At 63.6% G+C, this 16,834-nt stretch carries 17 protein-coding genes; 14 read left to right on the forward strand and 3 right to left on the reverse strand.

Features of this window, described 5'->3' with window-relative positions; genetic code table 11:
• Positions 1–128 precede the first annotated feature (128 nt).
• The 11 genes from AC0L3I_RS20540 to AC0L3I_RS20590 all read left to right on the forward strand — a co-directional run bounded on the left by AC0L3I_RS20540 (position 129) and on the right by AC0L3I_RS20590 (position 10,647).
• Positions 129–1,418: a class I SAM-dependent methyltransferase gene (locus AC0L3I_RS20540; RefSeq protein ID WP_473486687.1), complete on the forward strand. Its 1,290-nt coding sequence runs from the start codon at positions 129–131 to the stop codon at positions 1,416–1,418.
• Between the two features lie 85 nt (positions 1,419–1,503).
• Positions 1,504–1,827, forward strand: coding sequence for a YnfA family protein (locus tag AC0L3I_RS20545; RefSeq protein ID WP_091590534.1), 324 nt, complete (start codon positions 1,504–1,506; stop codon positions 1,825–1,827).
• A gap of 3 nt (positions 1,828–1,830) precedes the next feature.
• Positions 1,831–2,799 (forward strand): small ribosomal subunit Rsm22 family protein, encoded by a 969-nt coding sequence (locus AC0L3I_RS20550; protein WP_473528036.1) that lies wholly within the window; start codon positions 1,831–1,833, stop codon positions 2,797–2,799.
• Positions 2,800–3,005: 206 nt separating this feature from the next.
• Positions 3,006–4,496 (forward strand): replicative DNA helicase, encoded by a 1,491-nt coding sequence (locus AC0L3I_RS20555; protein ID WP_123149771.1) that lies wholly within the window; start codon positions 3,006–3,008, stop codon positions 4,494–4,496.
• A 2-nt stretch (positions 4,497–4,498) separates the two neighbouring features.
• Entirely contained in the window at positions 4,499–5,011 is a 513-nt protein-coding gene (locus AC0L3I_RS20560; RefSeq protein WP_473486685.1) for a hypothetical protein, read from the forward strand.
• A gap of 80 nt (positions 5,012–5,091) precedes the next feature.
• Positions 5,092–6,495: a DNA repair protein RadA gene (gene radA / locus AC0L3I_RS20565; RefSeq protein WP_292397778.1), complete on the forward strand. Its 1,404-nt coding sequence runs from the start codon at positions 5,092–5,094 to the stop codon at positions 6,493–6,495.
• A 27-nt stretch (positions 6,496–6,522) separates the two neighbouring features.
• Positions 6,523–7,191: a CvpA family protein gene (locus AC0L3I_RS20570; protein ID WP_123149774.1), complete on the forward strand. Its 669-nt coding sequence runs from the start codon at positions 6,523–6,525 to the stop codon at positions 7,189–7,191.
• Between the two features lie 78 nt (positions 7,192–7,269).
• The gene (purF, locus tag AC0L3I_RS20575; RefSeq protein WP_473486683.1) at positions 7,270–8,739 is read left to right on the forward strand and encodes an amidophosphoribosyltransferase; all 1,470 of its coding nucleotides are present in this window, start codon (positions 7,270–7,272) and stop codon (positions 8,737–8,739) included.
• Between the two features lie 112 nt (positions 8,740–8,851).
• Positions 8,852–9,598, forward strand: coding sequence for an SDR family NAD(P)-dependent oxidoreductase (locus AC0L3I_RS20580; protein ID WP_473528037.1), 747 nt, complete (start codon positions 8,852–8,854; stop codon positions 9,596–9,598).
• A gap of 81 nt (positions 9,599–9,679) precedes the next feature.
• On the forward strand, positions 9,680–10,309 hold the full coding sequence (locus AC0L3I_RS20585; protein WP_473528038.1) for a hypothetical protein: 630 nt from the start codon (positions 9,680–9,682) through the stop codon (positions 10,307–10,309).
• A gap of 131 nt (positions 10,310–10,440) precedes the next feature.
• Entirely contained in the window at positions 10,441–10,647 is a 207-nt protein-coding gene (locus AC0L3I_RS20590) for a hypothetical protein (RefSeq protein ID WP_123149778.1), read from the forward strand.
• Positions 10,648–10,664: 17 nt separating this feature from the next.
• On the opposite strand, the gene AC0L3I_RS20595 is transcribed toward AC0L3I_RS20590, so the two are convergent.
• A complete protein-coding gene (locus AC0L3I_RS20595; protein ID WP_473528039.1) occupies positions 10,665–11,171 on the reverse strand; it encodes an OsmC family protein in 507 nt (168 codons plus the stop codon).
• 326 nt (positions 11,172–11,497) lie between these two features.
• Here AC0L3I_RS20595 and AC0L3I_RS20600 point away from each other — a divergent pair, with 326 nt between their 5' ends.
• Positions 11,498–12,373 carry a DMT family transporter gene (locus tag AC0L3I_RS20600; RefSeq protein WP_473528040.1) on the forward strand — a complete coding sequence of 292 codons (876 nt, stop codon included), beginning with the start codon at positions 11,498–11,500 and terminating at the stop codon, positions 12,371–12,373.
• A gap of 153 nt (positions 12,374–12,526) precedes the next feature.
• Here AC0L3I_RS20600 and AC0L3I_RS20605 read toward each other — a convergent pair whose 3' ends face one another.
• The gene (locus tag AC0L3I_RS20605) at positions 12,527–13,390 is read right to left on the reverse strand and encodes a LysR substrate-binding domain-containing protein (RefSeq protein WP_473528041.1); all 864 of its coding nucleotides are present in this window, start codon (positions 13,388–13,390) and stop codon (positions 12,527–12,529) included.
• Positions 13,391–13,502: 112 nt separating this feature from the next.
• Between AC0L3I_RS20605 and AC0L3I_RS20610 the strand changes: the two genes are divergently transcribed.
• Together AC0L3I_RS20610 and AC0L3I_RS20615 are read left to right on the forward strand one after the other, a co-directional pair.
• A complete protein-coding gene (locus AC0L3I_RS20610; RefSeq protein WP_473528042.1) occupies positions 13,503–13,910 on the forward strand; it encodes a tautomerase family protein in 408 nt (135 codons plus the stop codon).
• 176 nt (positions 13,911–14,086) lie between these two features.
• Positions 14,087–16,309: an AMP-binding protein gene (locus AC0L3I_RS20615; protein WP_473528043.1), complete on the forward strand. Its 2,223-nt coding sequence runs from the start codon at positions 14,087–14,089 to the stop codon at positions 16,307–16,309.
• Positions 16,310–16,312: 3 nt separating this feature from the next.
• Here the strand turns inward: AC0L3I_RS20615 and AC0L3I_RS20620 are convergent, their stop codons facing one another.
• Positions 16,313–16,576, reverse strand: coding sequence for a hypothetical protein (locus AC0L3I_RS20620; RefSeq protein ID WP_473528044.1), 264 nt, complete (start codon positions 16,574–16,576; stop codon positions 16,313–16,315).
• Positions 16,577–16,834 lie beyond the last annotated feature (258 nt).

Raw genomic sequence — 16,834 nt, forward strand, 5'->3', positions numbered from 1 at the left:
CGCGTCCTTTGGACGCGGAAAGGATTCTGTAGAACTTTGGTTTGGCGCATGATCCTTTCCGAAAATCGATTTCGATTTTCGGGGTCATGCGCCAAGACAGCGTGTCTGACCGAGAGGGGACATTGGTCATGAATATTCTGCTGAAACGCATTCTCGACCGCCTGGTGCGCACCGGCAATCTCAAAGTCACCGGACCGAAAGGCCTCTCGGTGATCTTCGGCGACGGCAGCGGCGATCTGGTGCACATGCACATCAAGACCGCGCATGCCGAGCGCGCCATCACCTTCGATCCGATGCTGGCGGTGCCGGAAGCCTATATGGACGGTGAACTCGACATACTCGAGGGCGGCGTGCTGGGGGTGATGCGCATCGCCTTCCAGAACATGGGTAGCGGCGGCATCGACGCCACCTGGTCGAAGGCGATCGAGGGCCTGCGCCACGCCTTCCGCCGCCTGCAGCAGATCAACACGGCGGCGCGCGCGCGCCGTAACGTGCAGCGCCACTATGATTTGTCGGGCGACCTCTACCGGCTCTTCCTCGACGAGGACATGCAGTATTCCTGCGCCTATTTCGAGCAACCGGACATGACGCTCGATGAGGCCCAGGCCGCCAAGAAGCGCCACATCGCCGCCAAGCTCAGGCTGAAGGCCGGCCAGACGGTGCTCGACATCGGCTCCGGCTGGGGCGGGCTCGGCATCTATCTCGCCAAGTCCTTCGACGTCGACGTGCAAGGTGTGACGTTGTCGACCGAACAGCATGGCGTCGCCACCGACCGCGCCCATGCGCAGGGGCTGGAAAACCGCGTGCATTTCGAAGTGAGGGATTATCGCGAGCTCAACGAGCGCTTCGACCGCATCGTCTCGGTCGGCATGTTCGAGCATGTCGGCGTCAACCACTACCGCACCTTCTTCGACAAATCGGCGACGCTTTTGAAGCCGGACGGCGTCATGCTGCTGCACACGATCGGCCGCTCCGGCGCGCCGTGGGCAACCAGCGCCTTCATCCGCAAATACATCTTTCCCGGCGGCTACATACCCTCGCTCTCTGAAGTAATGCCTGCGATCGAAAAGTCGGGCCTCATCGTCACCGACATCGAAATCCTGCGGCTACATTATGCCGAGACGCTGAGGCATTGGAGCGAGCGCTTCGCCGCCAATCGCGACAGGGCCAAGGCGATCTATGACGAGCGTTTCTGCCGCATGTGGGAGTTCTACCTGGGGGCCTCGGAAGCAGCCTTCCGCTGGCAGGATCTGGTGATCTTCCAGATCCAGATTGCCAAGAAGAACGACACGCTGCCGATGTCTCGCGACTATATGGCTAAATGCGAGAAGGCGCTGGAGATGCGCGACATGGGACATCGCCCAAAAGCCCCTGCCGCCAAGCCCGCGCGGCGCCGCAAGGTGGCTGATACGGAATAGACTGTCGACGATCACGCCATTGCCGCTTGCCATTGCCGGCCGGCACGCTGAAAAAGGTCTCGTCGTCGCCGCGGGACCTTTTTTCATGACCTATCTCATCTACATCGTTGCTGCCCTTGCCGAGATAGCCGGCTGCTTTTCGATCTGGGCGTGGTGGCGGCTGGAAAAGTCACCGTTGTGGCTGGCGCCGGGCCTGGTCTCGCTCGCTTTGTTCGGCTTCCTGCTGGCGCTGGTAGACATCAGCGCGGCGGGCCGCGCCTATGCTGCCTATGGCGGCATTTACATCGCCGCCTCGCTCGGATGGCTGTGGCTGGTGGAAGGCGTTCGCCCCGACCGTTGGGACCTCGCCGGTTCCGCGCTCTGCATCGTTGGCGCTTCGGTCATCCTGCTCGCACCTCGGGGTGCCTGAGCTATGGAACTGCCTATCCCGCTTCGACAGGGCGTCGAGCGCCTCCTCGAAAAAGTGCCGCTGCCGACGCTGAAGCAAGCGGCAAAAACGCTGTCGGACCGCTACCGCGCCGAACTGCGCGACGGGCGCCTGCACATGGCCGAGGAGATGGCGGTCAAGGCCTATCTGGCGACGCGGCTGCCGGCAACCTATGCCGCCGTCCATGCCAGCCTCGATGCGGTCAGCGAGCCAAGGCCCGATTATGCGCCCAAAAGCCTGCTCGATGTCGGCGCCGGCCCTGGTACCGTGCTTTGGGCTGCGCTCGATCTCTGGCCCGACCTCGAGCAGGCGGTGCTGATCGAGGCGAGCGCCGCGGTGCGCCGGGTCGGCGAGGCGCTTGCCACTGAGGCGATGACGGCCAGGATCGCCTGGCTGGCCGGCGATGTCACCATCGACCTTGCCGATCTCAAGCCGGCCGAGCTGGTCACCTGCGCCTATGTGCTGGACGAGATCGGACCGGCGTCGCTGCCAAAACTCATCGACCGGCTCTGGCACCTGACCGACGACACGCTGCTGGTCGTCGAGCCGGGCACGCCGGCCGGATGGCAGCGCATTCTTGCCGTGCGCCGGCAACTGATCGAGGCGGGAGCGCATGTGCTTGCGCCTTGCCCGCATGAGGAGCCCTGCCCGCTCGTGCCGCCCGACTGGTGCCATTTTTCGCAGCGCGTCGCGCGTTCGCGCCTGCACCGGCTGGCCAAAGACGCCGACGTGCCATGGGAGGACGAGAAATTCATCTATCTCGCCGCCTCCCGCCAAGCTGTTGCCCCACCGCAGGCGCGTGTGATCGCACCGCCGAAATCAGGCTCCGGCAAGGTCCTGCTGAAACTTTGCGAAAAGGACGGCAGTGCCGATGAGAAACTGTTCACCAAGCGCGACGGCGATGTGTTCAAGGCCGCCCGGCGGCTGGGCTGGGGCGACGCGCTGCCGGAGTGATTGGCAGCTATTTTCCTGTTTTGTTCTCGCCCGAGAACGGCTAAGCTCGCCGTCTTGATTCGAGTCAATCAAGATTCTTTCCACCGAAAAACCTCGGCTGTGAATCGCGGGCACCAAAGCTGATTGGACGGGGACTGATGCAGATATGTCATCACCGACTTATCCCGTTCTGATATCGAAAGACCGGGATCGAAATCGGGGACATCATGGCAGAGGCAGCGCGAAAATTCGGCGTGGCGGAAACACCACTCTATCGGGAGGCGCCGAACAACATAGAGGCCGAGCAGGCGCTGCTCGGCGCCATCCTCGTCAACAACGACGCCTTCTACCGCGTCTCGGACTTCCTGAAATCCGGCCATTTCTACGAGCCACTGCATCGCAAGATCTTTGAAGTAGCCGCCGAGCTCATCCGTATGGGCAAGATAGCGACTCCGATCACGCTGAAGACCTTCCTGCCGGCCGACGAGAAGGTCGGCGACATGACGGTCGCGCAATATGTCGTGCGGCTGGCCGTTGAGGCGGTCACCGTCGTCAACGCCGCCGACTACGGCCGCGCCATCTATGATCTGGCCACACGACGCGCGCTGATCACCGTCGGCGAAGACATGGTCAACATCGCCTATGATGCGCCGGTCGACATGTCGCCGTCCGAGCAGATTGAGGATGCCGAGCGGCGCCTGTTCGAACTGGCCGAAACCGGCCGCTATGATGGCGGCTTCGAGAGCTTCACCGACGCGGTCAAAACCGCCGTCGACATGGCCAACGCCGCCTATATGCGCGACGGGCACCTGTCGGGCGTCGCCACTGGCCTGCGCGATCTCGACCGCCGGATGGGCGGCCTGCAGCCGTCCGATCTGATCATCATCGCCGGCCGCCCCGGCATGGGCAAGACATCGCTTGCCACCAACATGGCCTTCAACATCGCCGAGGCCTATGTGCCGGCGCAACAGGCCGACGGCTCGTTCAAGGCGGCCAATGGCGGCGTCGTCGGCTTCTTCTCGCTCGAAATGTCATCGGAACAGCTCGCCACCCGCATCATTTCCGAGCAGACCGAAATCCCGTCGTCAAAAATCCGTCGCGGCGAGATCAGCGAGATGGACTTCGAAAAGCTAGTCGCCTGTTCGCAGACCATGCAGAAGATCCCACTGTTCATCGACCAGACCGGCGGCATTTCTATTGCTCAGTTGTCTGCCCGCGCGCGTCGTTTAAAGCGCCAGCGCGGCCTCGACGTCATCGTCATCGACTATATCCAGCTGATGCAGGGTTCGAGTGCCAAATCCTCGCAGAACCGCGTGCAGGAGATCACCGAAATCACCACCGGCCTGAAGGCGCTGGCCAAGGAGCTTGCCGTGCCGATCATCGCGCTGTCGCAGCTGTCGCGCCAGGTCGAAAGCCGTGACGACAAACGCCCGCAGCTTTCGGATCTGCGTGAATCGGGCTCGATCGAGCAGGACGCCGACGTGGTGATGTTCGTCTATCGCGAGGAATATTATCTGAAGAACCGCGAGCCGAAGCCGGGCACCGACGAATACATCAAATGGGAACACGAGATGAACGAGATGCGCGGCAAGGCCGAGGTCATCGTCGCCAAGCAGCGCCACGGACCGACCGGCTCGGTCAGCCTCGCCTTCCAGGGCGAGTTCACCCGCTTCTCCGACCTCGCCGAAGAGCATCATATTGCGGAGAGGTTTGAGTAGACATGGGTAACCGTTTCGGGTTTCCGGCCTCTCTTGCTCACGCGCTCCTAGGCGCGGCTGTCTTGCCCGGGATCGCTTCCGCTTGTTCCATGCCTGCCGGCTGGACGCCGCAGCGAGCATTTGCAGAGGCGGCCTTGGTGTTCCATGGCCGGGTGACAGCCACGGAGCTTAGTTCAACAAAGCTTGGGGATGTCCCAGCCGACGCGGGCGATGGCCGGATACTGGTTAACGTACGCTACGAGACAATCGAGGTGTTCAAGGGCAAGCCGGAAGCGAGTGGTACGATCTCTACGACCACGCTGATCATGGGAGGATGTGGTGTACCCGTCCTAACCGGCCAGCATTTCCTGTTTTATGTTGACGGATTTGATGAGAAGGCGCGGAAAGGCCTGCCTGAACTTGCCGGCCAGACACAAGGTATGATCTCCATCTACGACACGCAGATGTTACCGCCCAATCCTGAGTTGCTCGACGAGGCGCTTGCCGAAGTCCGCGCTCACGCCAAGAAGCACTGAATTGCATCCACACTCTCCAAACCACGCTCGGATACGTGGACAGTTCCAGTCAGCCACCATTCAAAACTGGGTGCGGCTCCATGGCTAAATCCCGCATCCAGTTCATCTGCCAGAATTGCGGTTCGGTGCATCAGCGCTGGGCCGGCAAATGCGATGCCTGCGGCGAGTGGAATACGCTGGTCGAAGAAGGCACGTCCGGCGGCATCGGCTCGGGTCCGGCCAACACCCGCAATGCCCGCAAGGGCCGCGCCGTGGTGCTGACGACTTTGTCCGGCGATATCGAGGATGCGCCGCGTATCGTCTCCGGCATCGGCGAACTCGACCGCGCCACCGGCGGCGGTTTCGTGCGCGGCTCGGCCCTTCTGGTCGGCGGAGATCCCGGCATCGGCAAGTCGACGCTGTTGACCCAGGCTGCCGCAGCACTGGCGTCCAAGGGCCACCGCATCGTCTACGTCTCGGGCGAAGAGGCGGTTGCCCAGATCAGGCTGCGTGCGCAGCGGCTCGGCGTCGCCTCGACCCCGGTTGAGCTTGCCGCCGAAACCAATGTCGAGGACATCCTCGCCACCATCGCCGACGGCAAGCGGCCGGACCTCGTGATCCTCGATTCGATCCAGACCTTGTGGACCGACATGGCCGATTCGGCTCCCGGCACCGTCACCCAGGTGCGCGCCGCCGCCCAGGCGATGATCCGCTATGCGAAATCCACAGGCGCGGCGATCGTGCTCGTCGGCCACGTCACCAAGGAAGGCCAGATCGCCGGGCCGCGCGTCGTCGAGCATATGGTCGACGCGGTGCTTTATTTCGAGGGCGAAGGCGGCCACCACTACCGCATCCTGCGCACGGTCAAGAACCGCTTCGGACCAACCGACGAGATCGGCGTCTTCGAAATGTCTGATATGGGCCTGCGCGAGGTCGCAAATCCGTCCGAGCTTTTTCTCGGCGAACGCCATGCGAAGGCGCCGGGCGCCGCGGTTTTCGCCGGCATGGAAGGCACCCGCCCGGTGCTGGTCGAGATCCAGGCGCTGGTGGCGCCGTCGTCGCTGGGCACGCCGCGCCGCGCCGTCGTCGGTTGGGACGGCGCCCGGCTGTCAATGATCCTCGCCGTTCTCGAAGCCCATTGCGGCGTCCGCTTCGGCACGCATGACGTCTATCTCAACGTCGCCGGCGGCTACCGTATCTCGGAGCCGGCTGCCGATCTGGCGGTAGCGGCCGCACTGGTTTCCTCGCTCACCGGTCTTGCCCTTCCCGCCGATTGCGTCTATTTCGGCGAAATCAGCCTTTCGGGCGCCGTGAGGCCGGTTGCGCATGCGCAGCAGCGCCTGAAGGAAGCCGAAAAGCTGGGTTTTGGAAGCGCGGTTCTGCCCTTGGGCAGCGAGGAACTTGCCGGCGGGATAGGGGCCGGCGCTTTCCAGCCCACCGAGCTTGCCGATCTCGTGGCGCGCATAGCCGGCTCACGGCGCAGCCGCGCCGACGAGCAAGAGTGACGCGGCTCATGAAGTGGGGCAAAAGACATGCCGATTACGCTGCTTGACGGAATTCTCGTCGGCTTCACCTTGGTCTCGGCGATGCTCGCCATGGTTCGCGGCTTTTCGCGCGAGATCCTCTCCGTCGTCTCCTGGATAGCGGCGGCGGCTGCGGCGTTCTTCTTCTACCAACCGGTCCTGCCTTACGTTCAGCCCTATGTCGACAATGAGAAGATTGCCATGGTGGTGGCCGCCGGCATCGTCTTCATCGTCGCGCTGATCGTCGTCTCCGTCATCACCATGAGACTCGCCGACTGGATCATAGATTCCAGGGTCGGCGCGCTCGACCGCACGCTCGGTTTCCTGTATGGCGCGGCGCGCGGCATCCTGGTCGTCGCGGTGGCCCTACTGTTCTTCAACTGGCTGGCCGGCCCGAAGGCTCCGGGCTGGGTCGCCAACGCCAAGTCGCGGCCGCTGCTCGAATCGATCGGCGCCAAGCTCGAAAGCCTGCTGCCCGAGGATCCGGAAAACGCGATCCTCAACAGGCTCAATCCGAATCAGCCGGCACCCGAGACCGGAGCCGAGACACCTCCGGCGGCGGACGCACCCGCGGCGGACGCACCGGCAACCGGCGACGATGCTCCGGCGCTCGACGGCAGCGAGACCAACGCGCCACCAGCCGACAATGCACCGGCCAATCCGGCGCCGGCAAACTGACGATCATGTGAAAGCGGCAAACTCTACGTTGCTCTCGAGCAGTCATCACACTATATAGCGACTTTAGCGGAGCTGAAGATGGCAGACGCAGACGACTTGCTTTCCGCCGAAGCTGACGATCATTTCCATGACGAATGCGGTGTGTTCGGTATTTTTGGCCGGCAGGACGCCGCGGCTATCGTCACGCTCGGCCTGCATGCATTGCAGCATCGCGGCCAGGAAGCAGCGGGTATCGTTTCCTATGACGGCACCCAGTTCCATGTCGAACATCACGTCGGCCTGATCGGCGACACCTTCACCAAGCAGCGCGTCATCGACAGCCTGCAAGGCAACCGCGCCATCGGCCACACGCGCTACGCCACCACAGGCGGCGCCGGCCAGCGCAACATCCAGCCGTTTTTCGCCGAGCTCGCCGATGGCGGCTTCGCCGTCGCCCACAACGGCAACCTCACCAACGCCATGACCGTGCAGCGCGCGCTGCAGAAACAGGGCGCGATCTTCTCATCGACCTCCGACACCGAGACGCTGCTGCATCTGGTCGCTACCAGCAGGGAACGCGATCTCAACTCGCGCTTCATCGATGCGGTGCGCCAGGTCGAAGGCGCCTTCTCGCTGGTGGCGATGACTTCAAAGAAGATGATCGGCTGCCGCGATCCGCTCGGCATCCGGCCGCTGGTGCTCGGCGATCTCGACGGCGCCTGGATCCTGGCTTCCGAAACCTGCGCGCTCGACATCATCGGCGCGCGTTTCGTGCGCGACCTGAAGCCCGGCGAGATGGTCGTCGTCACAGCCAAGGGTATCGAGAGCCTGTTTCCGTTCGAGCCGCAGAAGACCCGCTTCTGCATCTTCGAATATGTTTATTTCGCGCGTCCGGATTCGTCGGTCGAAGGCCGCAACGTCTACGAAGTTCGCAAGCGCATCGGCGCCGAGCTGGCGCTGGAAAGCCCGGTCGAGGCCGACATTGTCGTGCCGGTGCCGGACAGCGGCACTCCGGCGGCGATCGGCTTTTCGCAAGCCGCGGGCATCCCGTTCGAGCTCGGCATCATCCGCAATCACTATGTCGGCCGTACCTTCATCCAGCCTGGCGATTCGATCCGCCACATGGGTGTCAAGCTCAAGCACAATGCCAACCGCCGCATGATCGAAGGCAAGCGCGTGGTGCTGGTCGACGATTCGATCGTGCGCGGCACCACCAGCCAGAAGATCGTGCAGATGGTGCGCGATGCCGGCGCCAAGGAAGTGCACATGCGCATCGCCTCGCCGCCGACGCGCGCTTCGTGCTTCTATGGCGTCGATACGCCGGAGAAGTCGAAGCTGCTTGCGTCGCGCATGTCGGTGGAAGAGATGGCCGAGTTCATCCGCGTCGATTCACTCGGTTTCCTGTCGATCGACGGGCTCTACCGCGCCGTCGGTGAGGCCGGCCGCGACAATGAGCAGCCGCAATTCTGCGACGCCTGCTTCACCGGGCAATATCCGACCCGGCTTGCCGACTTCGAAGGTTCGGACAATGTGCGCACGCTGTCGCTCTTGGCGGCAGGAGGTTCGTAGGTCTTGCTGCAACCCGCGAATTTCGCCGGTTTGCAAATTTCGTCGCGATTGCTGTGTCGCGCCCCCTCTGTCCTGCCGGACATCATAGAGCGCTAACCTTCGGAGCTGCCCGGTGACCCCTGCCCTCGACCTTTCCGGCCGCGTCGCGGTCGTCACCGGTGCCTCGCGCGGCATCGGCTACTTCATCGCCCTGGAACTTGCCGCTGCCGGAGCGCATGTCATCGCGGTTGCCCGCACCGTCGGCGGGCTGGAAGAACTCGACGACCAGATCAAGGCGGCGGGCGGACAAGCTACACTTGTGCCGCTCGACCTTGCCGACATGGCCGGCATCGACCGGCTGGGCGGCGCCATCCACGAGCGATGGGGCAAGCTCGACATCCTGGTCGCCAATGCGGCCGTGCTCGGCGTCATCTCGCCGATCGGCCATGTCGAGGCCAAAACCTTCGAAAAGGTGATGACCATCAACGTCACCTCGACATGGCGGCTGATCCGCTCGGTCGATCCGTTGCTCAGGCTCTCCGATGCCGGCCGCGCCATCGTGCTTTCCTCCAACGCCGCCCATTCGGCGCGGGCCTTCTGGGCGCCCTATGCGGCGTCGAAGGCGGCGGTTGAGACGATGATGCGTTCCTGGGCGCATGAGACAGAAAACTTGGCCCTCAGGGTCAATGCCGCCGACCCCGGCGCCACCCGCACCGCCATGCGGGCGCAGGCGGTGCCCGGCGAGGATCCGGAGACGCTGCCGCATCCTTCAGAGATCGCCAAACGCATCGTGCCGCTGGCCAGCCCTGCGCTTAGGGAAACCGGGCTGATCTTCCAGGCCAAGCACAGCCGCTTTGTCGCCTACCGGCAGCCGGAGTAGACGCATCGCGCATGTTGACGGAAGAATTGCGCCGCCACCGACGTTATTGGAACGCCAAATTTTCCCAAACGGAGGACCACCATGCGCAGACTGCTTGTCGTCACCGCCGCTGCATCGCTAGCAGCCGTCGGCGTCGCATTCTCACAGGATGCGACGATGAGCTTCTTCGTCACTAGCGTCGGCTCGGGCAAGGGCGCCGATCTCGGCGGCCTCGCGGGCGCCGATGCGCATTGCGGCTCGCTGGCTGAAGCGGCCGGCATCACGGGCAAGACATGGCGCGCCTATCTCTCGACCAGCGACACCGACGCACGCGATCGCATCGGCAAGGGACCGTGGTTCAACGCCAACGGCGTCAAGATCGCCGACGATGTCGCTTCGCTGCATAGCGATGCCAACGCCATCACCAAGCAGACGGCGCTCGACGAAAAGGGCGAAATGATCAACGGCCGCGGCGACAAGCCCAACCGGCACGACGTGCTGACCGGCTCCAAGCCCGACGGGACGAAAATCGCCGACCAGACCTGCGGCGACTGGACGCTCAGCGGAGCAGAAGGTGCAGCGATGACGGGCCATCACGACCGCACCGGTCTCGACGATTCGGCCGCCGCCAAATCGTGGAATTCCTCGCACGCCTCACGCGGCGGCTGCAGTCAGGAGGCGCTGAGGAGCACCGGCGGCGACGGCCTGTTCTACTGCTTTGCCGTAAACTGAGCCGTTCCAACAGACGTAGGACATTCACGCGGGCTGTGATGCCGTGGCGAACCACCGCGCCCGGCCGCGCTTTCGTCGATTGCCCAGAGTTGATAGGATCGCCCGACTCCCACAACAAACGAGGAAATCCCATGGCGGCTCCGAGCGTAGCGTTGGTCTGGTATCTGGTGATTGCCGGCCCGCAAGGCGGCATGGTGGTGCTGCCCAGCACGTTTGACACCCGCGAACAGTGCACCTCCGCCGTCACCGAATATCAGAAGCAGCCAACGCCGGCCGGCTGGTCGGTGCAGTGCGTGCCGAGCGCCTCGCCCTTCGCCGACGAGGGCGAAAGTGAATAAAACTGGCAGCGCGCGTTTCAGCGGCGCGCGCTCACCGTCAGTTCCGGCCTGGCATTGATGGTCTGGAACACCACGCAGTAGCGTTCGGTCAGCTTGAGCAGCGTGTCGACGCGCTCTTGTGGCTCGTCACTGTCGAGGTTGAAATTCAACCGGATGGCGCGGAAGCCAACCGGCGCATCTTTTGCCACGCCTAAAGTGCCGCGAAAATCGAGATCGCCTTCGGCCTCCACCGTGGCGGCGCCGAGCTTGAACTCCAGCGCCGTCGCCACCGCCTTCAGCGTCACGCCGGCGCAAGCGACCAGCGCCTCCAGCAGCATGTCGCCCGAGCACAGTTCGAGCCCGGAACCGCCGGTCGCCGGATGCAGCCCGGCAACGGCGAGCGCCCTGCCGGTCTCGACCTTGCAGGCGATCGACTGGTCGTCGATCGAGCCCTTGGCCCGAAGCGTGATCAGCGCGCGCGACGCGTCATCGCGATAGGCCTCCTTGAGCGGCGCCTGCATGGCCTTCAGTCCGGTCGCGTCCATGTCCAACCCTTTTCGGCAGTCGGCTTTATCGCTCGTCAGGATACTCGAATAGAACCGATACGGCCTAAAAACTTCGATTTCACGACGTTTGGACCGTAGTGACAAGCTGTCCAGACATTGCTGCGTCATTAGCAGAAAAAACGGTCGACCAGCAGGGCCACCGCGCCGCGAAGTGTTTCTTGGCGCGGCGCTGATCTTTGGGGCCGGCCTGCTGATCATCGGCAACGAACATTTCCACAAGCAGCTGTAGGATGCGCCAACCGCTGCTGACAGTACGATGTCAGGACAAGGCAGCATAGTCTGGTGACATGACGGGATCCCTAAGCATGCCTGACACCGCCGCCGAGCGCACCCTTGGCATCATCTTGGTTTCGGCGTCGGCGGCGGTGTTCGGCCTCACCGGCGTATTGACCAAGTCGATCCATGCCGACCCGCTCACCATCACCTGCTGGCGCGGCTTCGTCGGCTCGATCCTGATCACCCTCTATGTGCTTTGGCGCCGCCGCCGCTCCTTCAGGCGTGAAAGCCTGCGCCTCGGCTGGCGCGGCTGGCTGTTGGCGATCGAGGGCGCGCTGGCCAGCATCGCCTTCATCTCGGCGTTCAAATTCACCTTCGTCGCCAATGTCGCGATCATCTACGCCACCGCGCCCTTCGTCACCGCGCTGCTTGCCTTCATGCTGGTCCGTGAGCGCTTCCGACTGCAGACGCTTGCCGCCGCCGCCGTGTCGCTCAGCGGTGTGGCGATCATGGTCTGGTCCGGCTTCGGTACCGGCCATCTGTTCGGCGACGGGCTGGCGCTGCTGATGACAATCGGCAGCGCGCTCTACATGATCATGGTGCGCGCTTTCCGCGACACGCCTGTGGTGTGGGCCGGAGCGGTGTCGGCGTTTCTTTTGTTCGTGCTCGGCTGGTTCGTCACCGATCCACTGGCGGTTTCGGCCAGAGACGCAGTGCTGCTCGTCACCTTCGGCATGTCGTTCGCGCTGGCCTCGATCCTGTGGACGGAGGGCGCACGGCTCATCCCGGCAGCCGAATCCGGCCTGCTAGGCTCGGCTGAAGTACCGTTCGCGATCCTGTTCGCCTTCCTGTTCCTGGCCGAAGTCCCGCCGGCCGCCAGCATGATAGGCGGCGCCATCGTGCTCTGCGCTGTGTTCGCCCATGCCGGGCGCGACTGGCACGTGGCGAGGCAGCGCTCTGCCTGAGAAAAACTGCCCCTGAAATAAATTTGTAAAGTCATGGAACCATCATCGGGTTCAAGCATTGTTGGGTTCGACGGGTCACCCCAAGTCCCCCCAAACCCCTCGGCCCGTCTAACCTAGAGCCGACCGCAAGGTCGGCTTTTTCTTTTTGCGAAATCAGCTTGGTGCGCCTGCCAAGGCAAGGTTGCCGCTGAACAGCGCAGCCAGATGCTGTGCCGGGGGCTCGGCATCCTGGCGCAGCCGGATGGCGAACTCGGCGATGGGAACCGGCGGCAGGCCAAGGTCGCGCGGTGCCTCGACGATGCCGGAATGGGCAAAGCGCGCCGTCCGGAGCGTCAGAGCAATGCCGGCATTCACCGCTGTGCGCAGTCCTGCCAGGCTGGCACTGCCGGCGGCGATGCGGTAGCGGCGGCCGGTCGTGTCGAGTGCCGCGATCGCTGCTTCACGAAAGCCGCAACGCGGATCGAGCAGCGCCAGCGGCAGCTCGTCCTGGCGCGAAACCAGCCCCTTTTGCGAACAGAGCCAGACCATCGGCTCGCGGAGCACGCCGACTTCGTCCGGCGCCGGCGCCTGGCGCATGGCGATCGCCAGATCGAGGGTGCCGGATTGCAGCGCCTGCGCCAATTCGGCGGAGCGGCCGACGCGCAATTCGATCCTGACGCGTGGATGACTCACGGCGAAGGCCCTGAGCAAATCCGGCAGGCCGCTGTCGGCGAAATCTTGTGTCGTGCCTATGGCCACGCGCCCATCGGCTCGCACGCCCTTGAGGGCCAGCCACGCCGCGCGATGCACTGCCAGGATACGCCGTGCGTGGCCGACCAGATCCTCCCCGGCCGGCGTCAGGACGCGGCCCCGCCCCTGCGGCACCAGAAGCGGTTCGCCGACAATATCCTCAAGCCGCTGCATCTGCGTGGTCACCGCCGACGCCGAGCGGCCGACAACTGACGCCGCCTGCGCCAGCGAGCCGCCATCGACGAAGGCGAGAAAGGTTTTGAGGAGATCGGGGTCGAGCATTCGCATAATTCGATAATATCAAAGTGTTTGCCAAAAACAATTTGATTTTCATAATGAAAGAGCGATGGCAAAGATTTCTGACGGCGAAGAGATGCCGCGTAACCCGAGGAGAAAAATTATGCCGATCATCAATGTCAGCGTCACCGGCAGGCCCGATGCCGCTCTGTCCGCCACCATCGCCAGGGAAGTGACCGAACTGACCGCAATGCATCTGCGAAAGGATCCGACCATCACCGCGGTCGCCATATCCTATCTCGACCCGCAGCATTGGTTCGCCAGCGGCAAGTCGCTGGCCGAGCACGGCGCCAAGACCTTCTGGCTCGACATCAAGGTGGTCGACGGCACCAACACCAAGCTCGAATTGGAAGCCTATCTCAAGGCGATCTTCGCCGCCTTTGGCCGCATGCTGGGTGAGATGCACGAAGAAAGCTACGCCTTCGTGCACGAAGTGCCGCCCGCCGCCTATGGCTATGGCGGCAAGACACAGGAATTCCGTTTCATCAGCGGGAGGTTGAAAGCGGCTTGAAGGGCGCCGTTCAGTTCCACGCTCATCCCGCAAGTCATATTAGCGACGGTGAAGCGTAACAGGCCTGCAGCCAGCCCTGGTCGAGCAGCATTGACGTTGAGCCCACTTCGTCTAGGTTCTCATTGAAGCGGCCAGGAAAGAGCCGCGACGTGAGAATCCGTTGGGAGAGACGCGGCATGACCCTGACACTGGCGCTGCTTGCGGGCCTCGTCGCGGCCTGGCTGCTGATCGCCGTGGTGGAAAAATTCCGCCTCGGCCTGCGCTTCACCCAGGCGCTGCTCTACGTGCCGTTCAAGCTCGCCTACCGGGTCGCCGATGATCGTATCAAGATCGCCCGCAGAACAGCCGCCCCGGTCATTTACGTCATTTCGCACCAGTCGCGTCTCGAACCGGCGCTGATGCTGTCACTGCTGCCGGAAGACACCCTGCACATCCTCGACGAGGTCTCGGCGCGATCGCCCTGGCTCGAACCATGGCGCGAGCTTGGCCGCACCATCGCTTTCAACGCCGAGCATGTCTTCGTCAGCCGCCGGCTGGTGCGGGTGCTGAAGGGCAAGGGCCGCCTTGCCGTCTATCTGCCGGATGCGGTCGAGCCTGATATCAAGACATTTCGCCTGTTTCGCGCCGTCACCCGCATCGCCATGCAGGCCGACGCCCGCATCGTGCCGATCTTCGTCGCCGGTGCGCGCACTCTGCCGGTATCGCTGACGCCGGCAGACAAGGCGCCCCGGCGCTGGTTTCCCCTTCTGTCGATCAGTGTGCTGGAGCCAATGACCATCGCCGAGCTGGTGGCACGAAATCCTGAACAGTCCTCGAACACCAATGCGCTGTTCGACCGTGTCGCTGAAGCCCGCCTTTTCGGCAGCGATCTTAACCGCGGCCTGTTCCTCGCCATACGCGACGCCGCCGACCGTGTCGGCGCCTCGCATCCTATCGTCGAAGACGTGGTCAGCGGCACGCTGAACTACAGAAAACTGTTCATCGGCGCGCGTGTGCTGGGCCGCCGCTTCGAGGCGGTGACGGCGCCGGGCGAAGCGGTTGGACTGCTGCTGCCCAACGCCAATGGCGTCGTGCTGTCGCTCATTGGCCTGTTGTCGGCGAGCCGGGTGGCGGCGATGATCAACTACACCGCAGGCCCGGCCAGCGTGACCGCCGCCGTGCGCACGGCGGAGATCCGCACCGTGGTCTCGTCGCGCGCCTTTGTCGACAAGGCCAGCCTCGCTGACATCGTCGCGGCGGTAGAAGAAGGCGGCGCCAAGCTGTTGTGGCTGGAGGATGTGCGGGCCAGCGTAACCGTACTGGACAAGCTCGCTGCCGCCTTGCTGTGGCGCTGGCCGCTACAGCGGCAGAATGCCGCCAAGCCAGGGGTGATCCTGTTCACTTCAGGCTCGGAAGGCACGCCCAAGGCGGTGGTGCTGTCGCACAGGAACCTTCTCGTCAACGCCATGCAGGCCGAAGCCCGCATCACCATCTCACCGGCCGATATCCTGCTCAACGTGCTGCCGGTGTTCCACTCGTTCGGGCTCACCGGCGGCACCATCCTGCCGCTGGTCACCGGAGTGAAACTATTTCTCTATCCCTCGCCGCTCCACTACAAGCTGATCCCCGAGGTCGCACGCAAGGCAAGGCCGACCGTCATGTTCGGCACCGACACGTTCCTCGCCAACTATGCGCGCACCGCCAAGGACGGCGACTTTTCCAGCCTGCGCTTCATCGTCGCCGGAGCCGAGGCTGTGAAACCGGAGACACGCCGCGTCTACCGAGAGCGTTTTCAGGCCGAGATCATTGAGGGTTTCGGCCTGACCGAGGCGTCACCAGTCGTTGCCGTCAATACCGCCATCCACGGCCGCGACGGCACGGTCGGGCGGCTGTTGCCGGCCATGCGCATGAAGCTCGAGCCGGTCGAGGGCATTAGCGGCGCCGGACGGTTGTGGCTCGACGGGCCGAATTTGATGATGGGCTACATGACATCAGATAGGCCCGGCGAATTGCAGCCGCTCGACGGCTGGCACGATAGCGGCGACATCGTTTCGGTCGACCGCGAAGGCTTCATCACCATTCGCGGCCGGGCCAAGCGCTTCGCCAAGATCGCCGGCGAGATGGTGTCGCTGGGCGCAGTTGAGATGCTGGTGCAGTCGCTATGGCCGGAAGAGCACCACGCTGTGGTGGCGGTGCCGGACAGGCGCCGCGGCGAGCGCATCGTGCTGGTCACCACCGCTGATGACGCCGACCCCGATGAATTGCGCAAATTTGGCAGACAAGCCGGTGCCGCCGATTTGATGGTGCCGAACGACATCGTCAAGGTGGAGGAAATCCCGGTGCTGGGTTCAGGCAAGACCGACTATGTCTCGACCCGCAAGCTGGCGATTGACCGGCTGGGGCTCAGCGCGGCAGCTTAGCGCTTAGAGGACCACCACTGACAACAGCAGGATGAACCCGACCGCCATCATCAGCAGGCCCGGCCAGTTCTGCGACAGGCCGAGGAAACCGAGGCCGCGCCGCCGCGGCTCAAGTGTTGGGCCTGGCGTTACGAGATTTGGCGTCGAGCTATCCGCCGCCGTGCGAACAGGTGCCGGTTCGCTGAGCCGCCCGCGCCATAGGGCTGCGCCAGCCATGTACACAACGCCAGCGACAATGAGCAACGCACCAATGAGGACGACAGCCATTTCTCCTCACTCTTCTTCAACTCCTGCGCCTGGCACAGCAACTTGAGAGGTTGCAGCAAGGCGCTTCGCGAGGTCGCTCGCCTCGCCCGCTGAGACAAAACGGTCAAGATACCCGGCAGGTTCCCGCTAGAGCGGGATGCGTCCGAATTGAACTGGGCATCCCGCTCTATCTATTTGTTTTAGCCGCAATTTCTGCGACGCCAAGTGATTCCACTTGGCTGCAAAATGCTCGAGGTGACCGTCGGAGCGAATTGGCGA

Source organism: Mesorhizobium sp. WSM4840 (genome assembly GCF_055811755.1).